This window comes from Streptomyces sp. SID12501 (genome assembly GCF_010550245.1).
In the GTDB taxonomy this organism is placed as follows: Bacteria; Actinomycetota; Actinomycetes; order Streptomycetales; family Streptomycetaceae; genus Streptomyces.
The window spans coordinates 1-18,059 of the sequence record NZ_JAAGLU010000046.1; the positions used below are offsets into that span (position 1 = coordinate 1).

The 18,059-nt window shown below is 69.1% G+C and carries 16 protein-coding genes and 2 pseudogenes; 13 read left to right on the plus strand and 5 right to left on the minus strand.

Features of this window, described 5'->3' with window-relative positions; translation table 11 throughout:
- Window positions 1–362: 362 nt before the first annotated feature.
- The 11 genes and pseudogenes from G3I71_RS38990 (at window position 363) to G3I71_RS39040 (ending at window position 14,021) form a co-directional block, all read left to right on the plus strand.
- On the plus strand, window positions 363–914 hold the full coding sequence (locus G3I71_RS38990) for a YcxB family protein (RefSeq protein WP_164322588.1): 552 nt from the start codon (window positions 363–365) through the stop codon (window positions 912–914).
- Between the two features lie 145 nt (window positions 915–1,059).
- The gene (locus tag G3I71_RS38995) at window positions 1,060–1,737 is read left to right on the plus strand and encodes a bifunctional 2-polyprenyl-6-hydroxyphenol methylase/3-demethylubiquinol 3-O-methyltransferase UbiG (protein ID WP_164322590.1); all 678 of its coding nucleotides are present in this window, start codon (window positions 1,060–1,062) and stop codon (window positions 1,735–1,737) included.
- An 85-nt stretch (window positions 1,738–1,822) separates the two neighbouring features.
- Entirely contained in the window at window positions 1,823–2,347 is a 525-nt protein-coding gene (locus G3I71_RS39000; protein WP_164322592.1) for an NUDIX hydrolase, read from the plus strand.
- Between the two features lie 492 nt (window positions 2,348–2,839).
- A pseudogene (locus G3I71_RS39005) lies at window positions 2,840–3,750 on the plus strand (DUF2797 domain-containing protein).
- A 51-nt stretch (window positions 3,751–3,801) separates the two neighbouring features.
- A complete protein-coding gene (locus G3I71_RS39010) occupies window positions 3,802–4,773 on the plus strand; it encodes an amidohydrolase family protein (RefSeq protein ID WP_239149600.1) in 972 nt (323 codons plus the stop codon).
- A gap of 331 nt (window positions 4,774–5,104) precedes the next feature.
- Entirely contained in the window at window positions 5,105–5,842 is a 738-nt protein-coding gene (locus G3I71_RS39015) for a response regulator transcription factor (protein WP_239149601.1), read from the plus strand.
- Between the two features lie 62 nt (window positions 5,843–5,904).
- The gene (locus tag G3I71_RS39020) at window positions 5,905–7,617 is read left to right on the plus strand and encodes a HAMP domain-containing sensor histidine kinase (protein WP_164322596.1); all 1,713 of its coding nucleotides are present in this window, start codon (window positions 5,905–5,907) and stop codon (window positions 7,615–7,617) included.
- A gap of 14 nt (window positions 7,618–7,631) precedes the next feature.
- Complete coding sequence (locus tag G3I71_RS39025; protein ID WP_164322597.1) at window positions 7,632–9,173, plus strand: bifunctional glycosyltransferase family 2/GtrA family protein; 1,542 nt, start codon at window positions 7,632–7,634, stop codon at window positions 9,171–9,173.
- The gene (locus G3I71_RS39030; protein WP_164322599.1) at window positions 9,170–11,419 is read left to right on the plus strand and encodes a glycosyltransferase family 39 protein; all 2,250 of its coding nucleotides are present in this window, start codon (window positions 9,170–9,172) and stop codon (window positions 11,417–11,419) included. The genes G3I71_RS39025 and G3I71_RS39030 overlap by 4 nt, the downstream gene beginning before the upstream one ends.
- A gap of 112 nt (window positions 11,420–11,531) precedes the next feature.
- Entirely contained in the window at window positions 11,532–13,034 is a 1,503-nt protein-coding gene (locus G3I71_RS39035) for an MFS transporter (protein ID WP_164322601.1), read from the plus strand.
- Window positions 13,035–13,151: 117 nt separating this feature from the next.
- Window positions 13,152–14,021: a TetR/AcrR family transcriptional regulator gene (locus G3I71_RS39040; protein ID WP_239149602.1), complete on the plus strand. Its 870-nt coding sequence runs from the start codon at window positions 13,152–13,154 to the stop codon at window positions 14,019–14,021.
- Here G3I71_RS39040 and G3I71_RS39045 read toward each other — a convergent pair.
- Together G3I71_RS39045 and G3I71_RS39055 are read right to left on the minus strand one after the other, a co-directional pair.
- Complete coding sequence (locus tag G3I71_RS39045; protein ID WP_164322603.1) at window positions 13,981–14,451, minus strand: PPOX class F420-dependent oxidoreductase; 471 nt, start codon at window positions 14,449–14,451, stop codon at window positions 13,981–13,983. The genes G3I71_RS39040 and G3I71_RS39045 overlap by 41 nt on opposite strands.
- Window positions 14,452–14,848: 397 nt before the next feature.
- The gene (locus tag G3I71_RS39055; protein WP_164322605.1) at window positions 14,849–15,559 is read right to left on the minus strand and encodes an SDR family oxidoreductase; all 711 of its coding nucleotides are present in this window, start codon (window positions 15,557–15,559) and stop codon (window positions 14,849–14,851) included.
- Window positions 15,560–15,683: 124 nt separating this feature from the next.
- On the opposite strand from G3I71_RS39055, the gene G3I71_RS39060 reads away from it, so the two are divergent.
- On the plus strand, window positions 15,684–16,052 hold the full coding sequence (locus tag G3I71_RS39060) for a MerR family transcriptional regulator (RefSeq protein WP_164322607.1): 369 nt from the start codon (window positions 15,684–15,686) through the stop codon (window positions 16,050–16,052).
- 74 nt (window positions 16,053–16,126) lie between these two features.
- Here G3I71_RS39060 and G3I71_RS39065 read toward each other — a convergent pair.
- The 3 genes and pseudogenes from G3I71_RS39065 to G3I71_RS39075 form a co-directional block, all read right to left on the minus strand.
- A pseudogene (locus G3I71_RS39065) lies at window positions 16,127–16,240 on the minus strand (IS5/IS1182 family transposase); the annotation flags it as partial.
- A gap of 41 nt (window positions 16,241–16,281) precedes the next feature.
- Window positions 16,282–16,470: a DUF397 domain-containing protein gene (locus tag G3I71_RS39070; protein ID WP_164322609.1), complete on the minus strand. Its 189-nt coding sequence runs from the start codon at window positions 16,468–16,470 to the stop codon at window positions 16,282–16,284.
- Window positions 16,471–16,480: 10 nt separating this feature from the next.
- Window positions 16,481–17,332, minus strand: coding sequence for a helix-turn-helix transcriptional regulator (locus G3I71_RS39075; RefSeq protein WP_164322611.1), 852 nt, complete (start codon window positions 17,330–17,332; stop codon window positions 16,481–16,483).
- Between the two features lie 234 nt (window positions 17,333–17,566).
- Between G3I71_RS39075 and G3I71_RS39080 the strand changes: the two genes are divergently transcribed.
- Window positions 17,567–18,010, plus strand: a complete 444-nt coding sequence (locus G3I71_RS39080) for an ATP-binding protein (RefSeq protein ID WP_164322614.1) — start codon at window positions 17,567–17,569, stop codon at window positions 18,008–18,010.
- Window positions 18,011–18,059: the final 49 nt, after the last annotated feature.

Here is an 18,059-nt window from a genome sequence, read left to right on the forward strand (position 1 = left end):
CGGCCGACTCCACGGTGAGATAGGGCACATCCCGCCCGTCGAGTACGAAGCGATTCACTACCTCAACACCACGAAACCCCAGGTCACACCCAACATCTGAGATCTCTATCGAACCCGGAACGGTTCACGGTGTGCCGAGTGTTCCGGAGCGGGATCGCACGGATGCCGGCGCGACGGACCCGCAGGGCGAACATGTGCGTGAGGTTGCCCGGTTCGATCGGCGTGCCGTAGGGGCCTCTGGTGTTTTGCCTTGACGGCAGTGTTTGACGGAAACGGTTTCAAGAGCGGATGCGGGAGTGTCCCGGGGCCCTGGCACGGTGGCCCTGATGTGCCGGGACGGCCCCTCGCTAGGATCCCCGATCATGGACATCGGTGGCGGGGAATCCTCACAGCAGGACACAGGGCGCGGTACGGCTGTCGAGTTCGTCTACCAGCTGGTGGTCGCGGACTTCGAGGAGGCGTTCCGTGGGCGAGCGCGTCGGACAGCGGCGGGTCGGGTCCAGGTGCTCATGGGGCCGCTGGTGGTGGTAGTCGTTCTGGCCGTCTTCTCGGTCGTCCGTGATTCCGAGCCGCACGTGTTGATCATCTCTCTGGTGCTCGGCCTGGCAGTCACAGTCCGGGGCGCGGTGCGAGGCCTGCGCACCGCGGCCCGCCGGATGTTCAGTGTCATGGAGCCGTACGGGCAGTGCCGCATGGTGGCCGACGACCGTGGCATGGCCACTACCGGTGAGCGGGCGTCCTTCACCGTGGAATGGACCGTGTTCCGTGACTACTTCGAGACGCCCGGGCTCTTCGTGCTGCTGGGCGGCGACCGTGCGTCGGGAATCGCGGTGCTGCCCAAGCGGGGCGCACAGAACCCAGCGGACTTGGATCGGCTCCGGGCGATCCTGGACAGGAACCTGAAGCGGCTTTAGGCCAGCCCTGGCCGCGCGAGGGGCGCTCACCCGGGTCGGACAGCCGATGGAGGTGAGGCAGCGCACCTTTCCTGTGCACGATCAGCCGCCCACGCGGTGGCCCTGCGCCATTGTCCGGCTGGCTCGCCTGCGCCAGGATTCCCGCATGACGATCTTGCCGCCGTCTCTCCTGCGTGCACTTGAGCGGTTCCATGCCGCTCACCCGTGGGACCACAACGCCCACTACCACCCGTGGATCCTGCGGCAGTTGCCGAGGCGGTACGGCCGTGCGCTGGACGTCGGGTGCGGCAGCGGTGACCTGGTGCGCTTGCTGGCCGGGCGGAGTACGGCGTCGGTGCTCGGTGTCGACTCCGACCCTGCGATCGTCGATCGGGCGCGGGGACTTACCTCCCCCGCCGCCCCGATCGCGTTCACCGCTGCGGACGTGATGACCGGCCTTCCCGGCGGCCCGGACGGTTCGTACGACGTCATCACCTGCGTCGCCGTCGTCCACCATCTTCCGTACGCCGACGCGCTCGCCCTCCTTCGGCAGCGGCTCGCGCCCGGTGGGACGTTGGTCGTGGTGGGGCTGGCTCGGGCTGAGAGTCCTGTTGATCACTTGCTGGGGGGATTCGCCATTCCCGCGAACGTCGTCGTGGCCTGGGTGAAGAACCGGGGGCGGCCGGCGGTGCGGCCGGTTGCCATGAGTGCGCGGACGCGGGCGGCGGAGATGGGGTTCGGCGAGGTGGTGAGGGAGGCACGGCGGGTGTTGCCCGGGTGTCGGGTGCGGCGGCGGCTCTTCTGGCGGTACACCCTGGTGTGGCGCCGGCCGACGCGGAGTTGACCTCATTCTCGTTCTCCTCGTTCTCCTCTTTCTCGTCCTCCTCCGGGTCCTCTCCCGCTGCCTCCTTCTGTGTCACCGTTGGTCCATGACCGATCCGCCTGGGCGCGTGGAGCTGGTGGAACGGGTGGACGAGCTGGATCGGGTCGTCGGGGTGGTGGAGCGCGGGGAGGCCGTTCGGCGTGGATGGCTGCACCGGGTCGCCACCACTGTGTGCCGGGATGCCGGCGGGCGGGTGCTGGTGCATCGGCGGGCTGATGGGCTCGCCCGGTTTCCGGGGCAGTACAACTGGCTGGTGGGCGGCGCTGTCGACGTAGGGGAGACCTGGGAGGAGGCAGCCGGCCGTGAACTCGCCGAGGAGTTGGGGGTGCGGGTGGATGTGCGGTTCGCCTTCAAGTTCCTTTGCCGGGGGGCCATCAGCCCGTACTGGCTCGGCGTCCACGAAGCCGTTGTCGCGGAGGAACTCTCGCCCGCCCCGGCGGAGATCGCCTGGCACGGGTGGGTCAGCGAGGGAGAGTTGGGGGAGATGACCCGGCAACTGGCCTTCGTACCCGATGGTGTTGAGGCTCTGCGTCGCTATCGGTCCGAGACTGTCGCCGACGAACCTGCGTAGTCATCGGTCGACTCTTCCAGCGGCTGCTGCGGCTCGGCCCTCCCCTGGCCCGGTATCTCGTCGTACAGCACCGTCGGGTCGTGCGTCCTCGGGCTGGGCATCTGTACGAACTCGACTCTCACGGTGACGGGCGGAACCGTGGTGCTGGCCGTCTCGGTCCTGGTCACCTGGGTACTGCATCTCAGCGGGTGGGGGAAGCCGCCGGGTGTGCGGCCGGTGGGCGAGTGGCCGATGCGGGAACGGGACCGTTCTGCGCGGGCCGGGCATCCGGGGTGCGGGGGGTGCCGACTGGGGGGGGGGGGGCGGCGGGTCGGCGGCAGTACGGGTGTCGCGGGCGGTGTGACGAGAGGTACGGCCATTGCCGTTGAGGGCGTCAGGGCCGCGGACGTCGTCAGGGCTGCGGAGGTCGCTCCGGAACGCGTCTGACCATCTGACCTGCACATCTGTCGTCCGAGGAGGCGTTGTCAGTGGTACGCCGTAGTCTCGCAAGGGATGGCACAGTCGTGGAGATGTTCGGGGCTGCGGTGGACGGCGGACGGTCCCGTGCTGCGGTGGGAAGGTGGGCGCGGTAGTGCGCTGACCTGGGGAAAAAGGTGGCCTTCGGGGTCGCGGAAGGGGGCGTACGGACATGTGTGGGAGCGCGGGGAAACACCTGTCCGATACGGGCGGAGGTGTCGGGGCGGAGTACGGGGGCGCGGTGCGAGGAGTGCGCGCGGCTGGACCGGGCACACTCGGTCGCCGCCGACACGATCGCGGACGATCCACGGCCCTACCACGTATATCTGGCGTGGTTCGGGCCCGGGATGACCAAGGTCGGCATCACGGCGCTGGAGCGGGGCTCGGCGCGGCTGCTTGAGCAGGGTGCCGTCGTTTTCAGCTGGCTGGGTGTCGGCCCGCTGATGGCCGCCCGGCGTACGGAGGAGTTGCTGCGCGCCGCGCTCGGGGTCCCGGACAGGATTCCGTACGCCGACAAGCGGGCGGTGCGGGCCGCGCTGCCGGGGTCGGCGGCGGAGCGGGCCGCCGAGGTCGAGGACCTGCACGCCCGGGCGGTGGGGCTGGCCGGCTGGCCCGAGTCCCTGGAGCGGGCGTCCTGCCAAGTCGTCGACCATGTCGGGGTGTTCGGGCTGACAGGGCCGGCGCCGGCCGTGGGTAGCGTGAGTGAGCTGGTCGCGGGAGGTGTCGTCGGGGGCGAGCTGGTGGCGGCGGCCGGGCCCGATCTGCATCTCGCGACCGACGACGGGCGGGGGAACGAACGGGAGGGCGGGCGGAGAGTGGTGGTGCTGGACACCAGGCTGATGACCGGGTGGGAGCTGGTACCTGTCGGGAGCGGTGGACTCACTGTTCCTGTGCGGGAGTTCAAGGCGGCGAAGGAGTCGGCGGGGGTACAGGACGGGTTGTTCTGAGCCCGACTCCATACGACGCCGTTCGGCCAGTCAGATCAGAGGGGAGCGGGGATGACGGTGGACGGCACGAGGGAAACCTCGGTGGACGGAAACGCCGACGCCGGCCTCGACGGGGACGGGGAGGTCGCCGAGGTCCGGCGGTTCTGGACGCGGCTCGGGCTGCCGGGCCTCGTCGACGTGCACACGCACTTCATGCCCGAGCGCGTACTGCGCAAGGTGTGGGCGTACTTCGACGCCGTCGGCTCGGTGGGCGACGGTGTCGAGTGGCCGATCACCTATCGGCTGGAGGAGGACGAACGGCTCGCGCTGATAAGGGAGTTCGGGGTTCTGGCCTTCACCGCCATGCTCTACCCGCACAAGGCGGGTATGGCCCGGTGGCTCAACCAGTGGGCCGCCGACTTCGCCGGCCGTACCCCCGACTGTCTGCACACCTCGACCCTGTTTCCCGAGCCGGGCGTCGAGGCGTATGTCCGGGAGGCCATCGAGTCCGGCGCGCGCGTGTTCAAGGCACATGTGCAGGTGGGGGCGTACGACCCGGCCGACGAGCTCCTCGACCCGGCCTGGGGCCTGCTCGCCGAGGCCGGGACACCCGTGGTGATCCACTGCGGCTCCGGTCCGGCGCCCGGCAAGCACACCGGGCCCGAGCCGATCGGGCGCGTGCTGGCCCGGCACCCCCTGCTGCGGCTGGTCGTCGCGCACCTGGGCCTGCCCGAGTACGAGGACTTCCTCGGCCTCGCCGAGCGGTACGACGAGGTGCGGCTGGACACGACGATGGCGTTCACCGACTTCACGGAGCGGATGGCCCCGTTCCCCCGGCCCGAACTCCCCCGGCTGGCGGACCTCGGCGACCGCGTTCTGCTCGGCTCGGACTTCCCGAACATCCCGTATCCGTACGTCCACCAGCTGCATGCCCTGGAGCGGCTGGGCCTCGGCGACGACTGGCTGCGGGCCGTCTGCCACGGCAACGGGGCGCGGCTGTTCGGGCTGCCGGAAACGGATGAGGAGGGTCTGACATCGGCGTGAGTTCGAGGTGAGAAGAGGCGGTCGGCAGGGATAAATCGGGCGTACGGAAGTGGGGTGCGTAACTTTCAATCAGGTTCGCCCAGGAGACGCACAGGATGCCCGAGGGCTGCCTCAGGGGCTTCGCGGGGGAGGGTCCGACGGTTTGCGTAGTCGTGAAACGTGCAGGTCGGAGAGGATTTCGGCGCTTCAGGGTGCATGGTTCCACCCCCACTTTTCCAGCCTCCCGGGGCCGGAATTCCCAGGGGTTCCCTGAGAGGCGCCTGTGAGTTTCTCAGGAAAATCACAGGTTCCAGAAAGCTTGCTCTCAGAGGACACCGACAAAGTCTCGGCTATGACCACGACCCAGCCCCAGGGGCGCACCGAACTGCTGAGGCCGGACGGGAGCCCCGTCCGGGTGCTTGTGGTGGACGACGAGCTGTCGATCACCGAGCTGCTGTCCATGGCCCTTCGCTACGAAGGCTGGCAGATCCGCAGCGCGGGTGACGGAACGGGTGCGGTGCAGACCGCACGCGAGTTCCGGCCCGACGCCGTCGTTCTCGACATGATGCTGCCCGACATGGACGGCCTCACCGTCCTCGGTCGGCTGCGGCGCGAGCTGCCCGAGGTTCCCGTTCTGTTCCTGACGGCGAAGGACGCCGTCGAGGACCGGATCGCGGGCCTCACCGCGGGCGGCGACGACTACGTCACCAAGCCCTTCAGTCTCGAAGAGGTGGTGGCGCGGCTGCGCGGCCTGATCCGGCGCTCCGGTGCCGCCGACCGGCGCTCCGACTCCGTGCTGGTCGTCGGTGACCTCACCCTCGACGAGGACAGTCACGAGGTGTCGCGGGCCGGCGACGGCATCCATCTCACCGCGACCGAGTTTGAGCTTCTGCGCTTCCTGATGCGTAATCCCAGGCGTGTGCTCAGCAAAGCGCAGATACTCGACCGTGTGTGGTCGTACGACTTCGGCGGCCAGGCGAACGTGGTCGAGCTGTACATCTCCTACCTGCGGCGGAAGATCGACGCAGGGCGCGAGCCGATGATCCACACCCGGCGCGGTGCCGGGTATCTGATCAAGCCCGCCGGCTGACCCTTTGCCATTGGTGGTGCCGCTCCGGAAGACGTAGTAGAGCCCGGTAGGAGGGCAGCACGGTGAGCAGTAAGAGGAAAGCGGGCGGCCAGCGAAGGCTGGGCAGGCTGGAGCAGAAAGCCCAACGGCAGAGCCGGCCGAAGACCCTGCGTACCCGGCTTGTCGTCTCGGCGGTGTCGCTGATCGCCGTGGTGTGCGCCGTGATGGGCACGGTGACGACCATCGCGCTCGAACAGCACCTCTACAAGCAGCTCGACTCCCAGGTCAGCGAGGCCGCCAACCGTGTCGGCGGTCCTCCGAAGGGGGGTGTGGGGGGCCCAGGCGGCGACAAGAGCGATCCGGGGGCTCCCGAGCAGCCGAACACCGGCTCTTCGGAGACCACTTCCGGCACTTCGGACACCAACAAGACCACCTCCATACAGAACCAGTCGCCCGAGGTTCGGATCCAAACGTTCGTCACCAGCGGTCCGACGCAGGTGAAGACCATCGCCGCCAGTGTGGACACGAACGGTGGCGTCACCAAGGCGGTCATCGCGACGGAGTCCTCCGACGCCAACAACAACTACAGGATGAAAGCCACCACGCTGAATCAGGCGCAGATGGCCGAGCTTGCCGCTGTCTCCCGCGACGGCGGCCTGCACACCGTCACCCTCGACAACATCGGTGAGTACCGAGTCAAGTACGTCAGCAGCAGCAACAACGGCAACTACTACGTCGCCCTGCCCACCGAGTCCGTCACCTCGACCATCAACACGCTGATCATCGTCGAGGTCAGCGTCACCGCCGCCGGTCTCGTCGCCGCCGGGATCGCCGGCACGGTCCTCGTCGGAGTGGCCCTCCGTCCGCTCCGCAGGGTCGCCTCGACCGCCACCCGGGTCTCCGAACTCCCGCTGCACACCGGCGAGGTGACCCTCAACGAGCGTGTCGCCGAGTCCGAGACCGACCCGCACACCGAGGTCGGCCAGGTCGGCGCCGCCCTCAACCGGATGCTCGACCATGTGCACGGCGCCCTGCACTCACGCCAGCAGAGCGAGATGCGCGTACGTCAGTTCGTCGCGGACGCCAGTCATGAGCTGCGTACGCCGCTGGCGTCGATCCGCGGATACGCCGAGCTGACGAGACGTGGACGCGAGGAGACCGGGCCGGACACGCGGCACGCGCTCGGGCGGATCGAGTCCGAGGCGGGGCGTATGACGCTGCTCGTCGAGGATCTCCTCCTGCTCGCCCGCCTCGACGCGGGCCGGCCGCTCCAGTTCGACCAGACCGACCTCGTACCGCTCGTCGTGGACACCGTCAGCGACGCGCGCGCCGCCGGACGGGAGCACAACTGGCGGCTCGACCTGCCCGACGAGCCCGCGCTGGTGTCCGCGGACGCGGCCCGGCTGCAGCAGGTCCTGGTGAACCTGCTGGCCAACGCCCGTACGCACACCCCGCCCGGGACTACCGTCACCGCGCGCGTGCAACGGCGCGGGCCGTGGCTGTGTGTGGACGTGCAGGACGACGGACAGGGCATCCCCGCCGACCTGTTGCCGCATGTGTTCGAACGGTTCGCGCGCGGCGACACCGCACGCTCCCGCACCACCGGGTCCACCGGGCTCGGGCTCGCCATCGTGCAGGCCGTCGCGACCGCGCACGGCGGCGCGGTGACCGTCGACAGCGTGCCCGGACAGACCGTCTTTACGGTGCATTTGCCGGCCCTTGCCCCCGAAACAAACTGGCAATCGGACTCACAGGTACAGCACAGTGCCACCACATGGGTGCAACAGGGGGCCTGACGAAAGTCGGTCCTATGCGAACCGACTCTTCTTCCGGCACCCTGCCGGCGCGGGAGCACCTCCCGGCCGCGGCAGCCGGTACGCCTGTCCTGGACGTAGTGATCCCCGTCTACAACGAGGAGAAGGACCTCCAGCCATGCGTGCTCAGACTGCACGAGCACCTCAAGCGCACGTTCCCGTACGCGTTCCGCATCACGGTTGCGGACAACGCGTCCACGGACACCACTCCCCTGGTGGCGGCGCGGCTGGCGGCGGAGCTGCCGGAGGTCAGGTCCTTCCGGCTGGAGCAGAAGGGGCGCGGCCGAGCACTGCGGACAGTGTGGTCCGCGTCCGACGCGCCGATCCTCGCCTACATGGACGTCGACCTCTCGACCGACCTGAACGCCCTCCTGCCGCTGGTGGCACCGCTGATCTCCGGTCACTCGGACCTCGCGATCGGCTCCCGGCTCGCCCGCTCCTCGCGCGTCGTGCGCGGTGCCAAGCGGGAATTCATCAGCCGGACCTACAACCTGATCCTGCGTGGCTCGCTCCAGGCCCGCTTCACGGACGCGCAGTGCGGATTCAAGGCCATCCGACGTGATGTCGCCCAGATCCTGCTGCCGCTCATCGAGGACACCGGCTGGTTCTTCGACACCGAGATGCTGGTGCTCGCCGAGCGCGCGGGCCTGCGCATCCACGAGGTACCGGTCGACTGGGTCGACGACCCGGACTCGACCGTCCACATCGTCAAGACCGCGACCGACGACCTGAAGGGAGTGTTGCGCGTGGGCAAGGCACTCGCCACCGGCTCGCTGCCGCTGGACCGGCTCGCCCGGCCCTTCGGCGACGATCCGCGCGACCGCGACATCAAGGACGTACCGAAGGGGCTGGCCCGCCAGCTCGTCGGATTCTGTGTGGTCGGCGGTATGTCGACCCTCTTCTACCTGGTGCTCTACAGCGCCTTCCGGGGCTTCGCCGGCTCGCAGATCGCCAACGCGCTCGCGCTGCTGGTCTCCGCCGTCGCGAACACCGCGGCCAACCGGCGCCTGACCTTCGGAGTGCGCGGCCGGGGCGGTGCGGTGCGCCACCAGGCGCAGGGCCTGGTCGTCTTCGGCATCGGGCTCGCCCTCACCAGCGGCTCGCTCGCCGCCCTCAACGCGGCGACCAGCGACCCCGGGCACTCCACGGAACTGGCGGTGCTCATCGCCGCCAACCTCGCGGCGACGGTGCTGCGGTTCCTGCTCTTCAGGGCCTGGGTGTTCCCGGACGAGACCGACGAGCCGGCCTCGCCGTCGACGGTGGTCGCCTCACACCTGCCGAACTCGCCCGTCTACCAGGCCTACACCACAGGCCCGTACGCCAACGCTTCGCACAGCAACGCTTCGCACAGCAACGCTTCACACAACAACGCTTCACACAACAACGTCAACAACGCCAACGCTTCGTACGGCAACTCGCCTTACCCCACTGACCAGTTCCGCGCCGGTGATGTCGCGGACCGCACCTGGGGGGACCCGACCACGCGGCTCCAGCCGGTGCGCCCGCACGACAGCCAGGATCCGAGGAACCCGCGATGACCACTCACTTCGACCAGACGACCCATTCGGGCCCGGGGGGTGCGAGCCCCTCGTATCCGCCGCCGGACTCAACTGCCGTACAGCAGAAGGCGGTTCCTGATTCGGCCGGGACGGCACCCTCGTCCGGTGAGCCCAAGCAGCCCTTCGTGGGCAGACTGTGGCGAGGCCGGCCCGAGGACCACCGGTGGGTACGGCCCGCGTTCCTCGCCACGCTGCTGGTGATCGGCGCGCTCTACACCTGGAACCTGACAGCCTCCGGATACGCCAACTCCTTCTACTCGGCGGCGGTTCAGGCCGGCAGCCAGTCCTGGAAGGCCTTCTTCTTCGGCTCCCTCGACTCGGCCAACGCCATCACCGTCGACAAGCCTCCGGCCTCGCTGTGGCCGATGGCGCTGTCGGTCCGGCTCTTCGGCCTCAACTCCTTCGCGATCCTGTTCCCGCAGGTCCTGATGGCCGTCGCCACGGCGGGTGTGCTGTACGCGTCCGTGCGGCGCCGGTTCAGCGCCACGGCCGGGTTCCTCACGATGGCGGCCTTCGCGGTGACGCCCGTCGCCGTGCTGATGTTCCGCTTCAACAACCCGGACGCGCTCCTCGCGCTCCTGATGGCCGCCGCGGTCTACGCGACCCAGCGTGCCATGGAGAAGGCCGAGACGAAGTGGCTGCTCTGGGCGGGTACGGCGATCGGTTTCGCCTTCCTGGTCAAGACGCTCCAGGCCTTCCTGATCCTGCCGGTGCTGGTACTGGTGTACATGATCTTCGCGCCGACCAGCGTCCGCAGGCGCATCGGACAGGTACTGGCCGCCGGGCTCGCGATGATCGTCGCGGGCGGCTGGTGGGTCGCGATCGTCGAGCTGTGGCCGGCGTCCTCGCGCCCCTACATCGGCGGCTCGCAGAACAACTCCTTCCTTGAACTGACCTTCGGCTACAACGGACTTGGCCGTATCAACGGCGACGAGACCGGCAGTGTCGGTGGCGGTGGCGGCGGTGGCGGCACCGGAATGTGGGGCGAGACCGGCTGGAGCCGGATGTTCAGCTCCGGCAGCGGCGGCCAGATCTCCTGGCTGATCCCGGCCGCGCTGATCCTGCTCGTCGCGGCGATCTGGGCCGGCCGCAAGGCCAAGCGCACGGACGCCGCCCGCGCCGGGCTCCTCCTCTGGGGCGGCTCGCTGCTGATCACCATGGTGATCTTCAGCTACATGCAGGGCATCTTCCACGACTACTACACCGTCGCCCTCGCCCCCTACATCGCGCCGCTGGTCGGCATGGGCGCGGCCCAGCTCTGGCAGGAGCGGGACAAGCTGTGGGCGTCGCTGACGCTCGCGGCTGCCACGACGGCCACCGCGGTCTGGGGTTACGTCCTTCTCAACCGCTCCTCCGACTACCTGCCCTGGCTGAAGTGGCTCGTGCTGGTGGGCGGTCTGGTGGCCGCGCTGGGGCTTGTCTTCATTAACCGGCTCGGGCATCAACTGGCCCTGGCTGTCGTCGGGTTGAGCTTCGTCACGGCGCTGGCCGGTCCGACCGCGTACTCCCTCACCACCCTCAACGAGGGTCACACCGGCTCGATCATCACGGCGGGTCCGTCCGTGTCGGGCGGTCGCGGTGGGTTCGGCGGCGGCGGTGGCGGCGGCGGTATGGGCGGCGGTCCTGGCGGCGGCACCACCCAGGGTGGCCAGCAGGGCACCCAGCAGGGTGGCGGCATGGGCCAGCCCCCGACAGGCGGCAACGGCGGCGGCTTCCCCGGCGGCGGCAACAACACCCAGGGCAACCAGCAGCAGGGCAACGGGAACACCCAGCAGGGTGGCCCCGGCGGCCGGACCGGTACGACCGGCGAGGGCGGCGGCATGGGCGGCGGCGGTGGCGTGGGCGGTCTGCTCAACGGCGCCAGCGTCACCAGCGAGGCCAAGGCCCTGCTGGAGAAGAACGCCGACGACTACACCTGGGCCGCGGCGGCCATCGGCGCCCAGAACGCGGCGAGTTACCAGCTCTCCACCGGCGACCCGGTGATGGCGATCGGCGGCTTCAACGGTACCGACCCGTCCCCGACGCTGGCCGAGTTCAAGAAGTACGTGGAGGACGGCAAGATCCACTACTTCATCTCCAGCGGCTCCGGCGGCGGTATGGGCGGCAGCAGCACCACGACGAGCACGTCGTCCCAGATCAGCTCGTGGGTCGAGAGCAACTTCAAGAAGGTGACGGTGGGTTCGGCCACCTTCTACGACCTGACCCAGCCGACGAGCAGCAGCTGATCGGCAGCGACTGAGGGTTCTTTCCCTGGTGGTGGCCCGGAGCGATCTCGCTCCGGGCCACCATTCTGCTATCTGTTGTACGCCGTACAGGAACTGTTCTACGGTGTACAACATGTCTACGTCCCCCCAAAGCGACGCTCGGAGCCAGGGCCACCCCCAGCGCTGGCTGATCCTCGGTGTCATCTGTCTCGCGCAGCTCACCGTGCTGCTCGACAACACCGTCCTGAACGTCGCGATCCCCTCCCTCACCCGGGAGTTGGGCGCCGGTACCTCCGACATCCAGTGGATGATCAACGCGTACTCGCTGGTCCAGTCGGGCCTGCTGCTCACCGCAGGCAGCGCGGCCGACCGCTACGGCCGCAAGAAGATGCTGATCGCGGGCCTCGTCCTGTTCGGCGTGGGTTCACTGGCCGCCGGACTGGCCGACAGCACCGGCCAGTTGATCGCCGCCCGCGCCGGGATGGGCGTAGGCGGCGCGCTGTTGATGACGACCACTCTCGCCGTGGCGATGCAGATCTTCACGCCCGAGGAGCAGCCGAAGGCCATCGGTATCTGGGCCGCGGTGAACTCGCTGGGTTTCGCGACCGGCCCGCTCCTCGGCGGCTTCGTGCTGAACCACTTCTGGTGGGGGGCGATCTTCCTCATCAACATCCCGGTCGCGGCACTGGGGCTGGTGGCGGTCGTGGCCCTGGTCCCCGAGTCCAGGAACCCGACCGGCGACCGCCCGGACCTCCTCGGCGCCCTGCTCTCCACGATCGGCATGTCCTCGCTCGTGTTCGCGATCATCTCCGGGCCCGAGCACGGCTGGACGTCCGGCCGGGTACTGGTTCCGGCGGCCGTCGCTGTCGTGGTGCTGGGTGCCTTCGCGTACTGGGAGAACCGGATCCCGTACCCCATGCTCGACATGCGCTTCTTCAGGAACCGCCGGTTCACGGGGGCGGTCTCGGGTGCGGTGCTGATCACCTTCGGGATGGGCGGGTCGCTCTTCCTGCTCACCCAGCACATGCAGTTCGTGCTCGGATACGGCCCCCTGGAGGCCGGGCTGCGTACGGCACCGCTCGCGCTCGCCATCGTGGCACTCAACTTCACCGGTGTGTCCGCGAAATGGGCGACCAGGCTCGGGACCCCCCTCGCCATCGGGCTGGGCATGACACTCATGGCGTGCGGCCTGGTCTCCATCGCGACGGTCGCCTCCGGCGGTTACGCCGGTACGTTGCTGGGCCTGCTGCTCATCGGAACGGGGGCCGCGGTGGCCAGCCCTGCGATGGCCCACGCGATCATGAGCTCGATTCCGCCGGAGAGGGCCGGCGTCGGGGCGGGGATCAACGGCACGGTGGCGGAGTTCGGGCAGGGGCTGGGCGTCGCGGTGCTCGGCGCGGTGCTGAACTCGCGGTTCGCGGCGCTTGTTTCGGTGGCGGCGGGTTCCCTGCCGGGGGCGTTGGCGGAGGCGGGGTCGGTTGCTGAGAGGACGCGGATCACTGAGGCGTTCGCCTCCGGGCTGGAGAGCAGTCAGTTGGTGGGGGCGGGAGCGGTGTTGCTCGGTGGGGTGGTCGCTGCGGTGTTGTTGCGCAGGGCTGAGCGGGCAGAGTCTGGGGTGGGTGTGGGCGCCTCGTAGTTCGGGGGTTCTGTTCGATTGCGGGTGCGGCGGCGTCGTGGTTTTCGCGCAGTTCCCCGCGCCCCTGAAGAGGCGCCTAGCATGACCTTCGTTTGAAAGCTGACGAAAGGTACGGCCATGGTGAGGGCAGCCGAGGGGCCGACGCGGACCAGTGTGTGGCTGGACGGCAAAGCCGTGCGCCGAGGTGGCGGCGGTCGCGCCGGGCAGCCCTCCGGGCTGGACCGGGACCGGATCACCGAGGTGACCGTCCGGTTGCTGGACGCGGAGGGACTGGCCAGGTTCTCGATGCGGCGGCTGGCCGCCGAGCTGAACGTCACGGCGATGTCCGTCTACTGGTACGTCGACACCAAGGACGACCTGCTCGAACTCGCCCTCGACGCCGCCTGCGCCGAACTGCGCCTGTCCGATCCGGAACGGGGCCCGGACGCCGACGCCGAGGACTGGCGGGACCAACTGCGCGTGCTGGCCGGCGAGTACCGCGCCCTGCTGGTCCGCCACCCCTGGGTGTCGCCGCTCGCCGGGACCTACCTCAACATCGGCCCGCACTCGCAGGCCTTCTCGCGTGCCGTCCAGCGCGTGCTGCGCCGTACCGGCCTGCCCGCGCGGGGCCTCACGGGCGCCATCGCCGCCGTCTTCCAGTTCGTGTACGGATTCGGCACGATCGAGGGCCACTTCATCGCCCGCTGCACGGACGCGGGGATGACCCAGGACGCCTACTTCCAGCACGCCATGAGCGCGGTGGAGGCCGCCCCTGAGGCCGCCGAGTTCATCCAGGAGTCGGCGGACATGATGGCGGCGCGGGGCGGCGGCACGGTGGAGGAGATGCGCGAGCGGGACTTCGACTTCGCCCTGGAGCTGCTGGTGGCGGGGATCGAGGCGATGGTGACCCGGGTGGGCGGAATCAGCCCCTCCGGGGGTCCGACCCCGGACCCCTCAGGGACGGCCCCTACTCCGGCGGAGCCAGCCGCGCCGGGAACCCGCCCGTAGCCACCGGACCCCACTTCTCCGGCGTCACCCGGATGATCGACTTGCCCTGCTTGACCATCGCCTCGCGGTACTCGTCCCAGTCCGGGTGCTCACCGGAGATGTTCCGGAAGTACTCCACGAGCGGCTCGACCGAGTCCGGGGAGTCGATGACCTCCGCCGTGCCGTCGATCTGGACCCACGGCCCGTTCCACTCGTCGCTCAGCACGAGCAGGCTGACGCGCTCGTCCCGCTTGGCGTTGCGCGTCTTGGCGCGCTCGGGGTACGTCGACATGACGACCCTCCCCGAGTCGTCGACCCCGCAGGTCAGCGGCGAGGCCTGGGGGGACCCGTCCGCGCGCCGGGTGAGGAGGATCGCCCGGTGGCGCGGCCGTACGAAGTCGAGCAGCTCGGCCAGGGACACGGCGGTGTTCGTAGCGATGTTCGGTGCCATGGCGCCAGCCTAGGCGCAGGGGGCCTCAGGACCTCCCGGATACGCCGGGCACGGCCGTCATCTCCACCCGGCCGGACCGGCCTGTCCGGGCTTCGAGCGGTTCGGAGAACAGGTCACCACCGCCAAGGAAAGGTACGTGGGCTGTTCGAGTCGACGGTGGGAAATTCCGCCGACACTTTCCGGTGGCGTTCGATCAGTTCCGGCTTGCTCCCGGCCGGGGGCGGTTCGAGATGCGGGGGCCGCCGCAGAGCGTGGTGGGTAGGTGCCCCGGCGGTGGTGCGGGGTCGCGCGGCGGTAGCGCCTGCGGAGCGTGACGAGTACGCATGGCCGCGCCCGGCTGGTCCGTGGATCCTCGAACGTCGGCCGAAGCCTGGCCGGGCGGGCGGCTGCCGAAGGGTCAGGCGGCGGGAACCGCCTGCGGATAGAGCACGCTCGGGTCGGCGGACAGGGCCGCCTTGAGCTGGACGCTGTTGTTGTCGGCGAGGATCTCCATCCTTCCGGCCTCGATACCGTCGAGGGCGGCGCGCACGACATCGGCGGGGTCGTTCTTCTCCACGTCCCACCCGGCCATCATGTCGGTGTCGGTGCTGGCCAGGTGCAGGCCCGTCACCGCGGTTTTCTGGCCCGCGAGTTCGAGGCGGATGCCGTTGGTGAGGCTCCACGCCGCCGCCTTCGACGCGCTGTAGGCGTTGGCCCCGTCGTAGGCGAGCCAGGACATCGCCGACAGGACGTTGAGGATGGCCCCGCCGCCGTTGGCGGCCAGGACGGGGGTGAACGCCCGGACCACGTTGAGGGTGCCGAAGTAGTTGGTGTCCATCTCCAGCCGTATCTTCTCGGGATCCCCGGTGACGAGGTTCTGCTGGGTGAAGACGCCGGCATTGTTGATCAGGAGGGTGACGTCCGAGGCCGCGCCCGCCGCGGCGGCGACCGAAGCCGGATCGGTGATGTCGAGCCGCAGTACCTCTACACCGGGGAGGTCGACGAGGTGGGGGGTGCGCGCGGTCGCGTAGACCTTGGTGGCGCCCCGGTGCAGGAGCTGTTGGGCGAAGTGCCTGCCGATGCCGCGGTTGGCGCCGGTGACGAGGGCGACGGAACCGGTGATCTTCATGGGGACTCTCCTGGCAGTGGTGAGGTGATTCCTGTCCGGGCTGTCCGGCCTGTTCGCGGGTTACGCTAGAACCTGACGTTGACGTCAGAGGCAAGGAATGTGATCCAGGTCATAGGGGGCGTTGATGCGCATCGGTGAGCTGGCCTCAAGGGTGGGCGTGAGTGTGCGGGCACTGCGCTACTACGAGGAGCAGGACCTGCTGGCCTCGGTGCGCAGCCCCAGCGGCCAGCGGCAGTACCCGGACAGCGCGGTCGACCGCGTCCAGCTGATTCAGCAGCTGTACTCCGCAGGGCTGCCGAGCAGGGCGATCCTGGAACTGCTGCCGTGTGTCGAGACCGGTGACGTGACCCCCGCGCTGCTCGACCGGCTGTCGGCCGAGCGGGACCGCATCGATGCGCAGGTCAGCACCCTGGTGAAAACCCGGGACCGGCTCGACGCCATCATCACCACGGCTGCCACAGCCAGGAGCGCGGGCCGGCCCTGCCCTCGTTGAGCAGCGCGCCTCCCCCAGGCGTGCGGCAGTGCTTGTCCGCCCGATGCAGACGGACGCCCGTCAGCAGGCGTGACTTGATGTCTCCTGGTGGTGGGCCGTCCGTCCCAGCGGTAGAGCGGGGTCGCGCGGCGGATGAGCATGCGGAGCGTGACGATTGCGGCGGACAGACAGAGACGGAAGTCCACAACAGTCGGACACGGGATCCGACACGATGCGCGCGTACCTCAACTCACCTCCGGGAAGAGCGCTGTGCCACGTCGGAGAGGAAGTCCGCCCAGGCTGTGGGCCGGAGGGTGAGGCGGGGGCCGGAGGGTGTTTTGGAGTCGCGTATGTGGATGATGGTGAGGGTGGGGGCTATCTCGACGCAGGCGGAGCCTTGTTCGCTGTAGGTCGATTTCTGCCAAGTCGGTTCAGTCATGGTTCGTCTCTCAGGCGTCTTGGGCGATGCGGTGGATGAGGTCAAGCGAGGGCGCGGGCTTCAGAGCGACGGCCTCCATGCGGTCCAGGACGAGCCGGTACATCTCCAATCGTCCTGCCCCATCGACGAGTTCGCTGCCGTGTGCGGTGTCCACCTCAACGGTGTCGAGGGCGGAAACCGGGCCGTGGAAGTAGTCGACGGCGTGGCCGGTGGTGGGAAACGAGGTGCCGTCGAAGGGGATGACGCGGACGGTGACGGCGGGCTGCTCGCTGATATCGGTGAGGTGACGCAACTGGGCCCTGGCCACTTCGCGCCCGCCGAACTGCATGCGTAGGGCGGCTTCGTGGACGATCGCCGTGTACGGCGGTGGCTGCTCGCGATAGAGGATGGCCTGACGCTTGATGCGGTGGGAGATGCGGTACTCGATCTCGTGGGGGCGCAGGGCTGGAACCGCTTCGCGGAACAGTGCGCGGGCGTGTTCCGGTGTCTGGAGCAGGCCGGGGATGTTGATGACTTGAGCCACGCGGAGTGCCGTGGAGTAGTGCTCCAGCTCGGCCAGGTCGAGGAGGCGGGGTGGCAGGGTGTCGCGGTACTCCTCCCACCAGCCACGCGTACGGTCGGCGGCCATGGCGGCGAGAGCGTCTACCCGGGGCTGGTCCGTGCAGCCGTAGATATGGGCGAGTGTGTGTACGCGATCCGCACTGATGCCGAAGCGGTTGGCCTCGATGTTGCTGATCTGGGCTGGGGTCGTCCCCAGAGACCTGGCGGCCTCGACAGCGGTCATGCCGGCGCGTTCCCGTAGGCGGCGCAGTTCGATGCCGACTCGGAGGCGGCGTGCCGTGGGGGTAGGCCTCGGTGTCATGCCCTCACTCCATTTCATACACCTGGCGTGGTGGTCACCCACACGAATGATGTTGCTGAATGATTTGCTCGATCAAGCAAAACATTCAGCTCTCAAAGTCCATGGTGAAACCCGAGCCGCTCAGCACCCGACCGACAAGCCGGAAGCGCACCGCGCCCCCCGCTCACGCGCGGCACTGCCACCGCCCGGCCGGGAGATCGAGTGAGCCAAGTCCCTCCACCGTAGGAGTCGTTCATGAGCACCGTAACCCCGCCCCACACCTGGACGTACGCCCTCCGCCTGCCCCATGACCCGCGCGCCGCACGGGTCGCACGTATGACCGTACGGTCGGTGCTGGACAGCCACGGCAGGCCCGAAGTCCTTGACACTGTCGAACTGTTGACCTCTGAGATGGTCACGAACACCTACCGGCACACCAACGGCCCCGCCTCCCTCCGCCTCACCGCCCTCGCCGACGGACGTCTGCGCGTCGGCGTCTGGGACAGTCACCCGCGTATCCCTTCCCCCTTCGGCCTGCCGCCCCGCGACCGTGTCCCGCTCGCAGCGGCCGACGGCGAGGGCGGGCGCGGGTTGCGTCTCGTGCAGGAGTACGCCGACTGCTGGGGCGGCTGGCCCCTGGGGGACGGCCTGTTGGACCGTGGCGCGGGGAAGCTGCTGTGGTTCGAGGTGGGCGGGTGACAACCACCGCCTCTTCTGCGTACTCGACTTCACCGACCCGCGTGAGTTG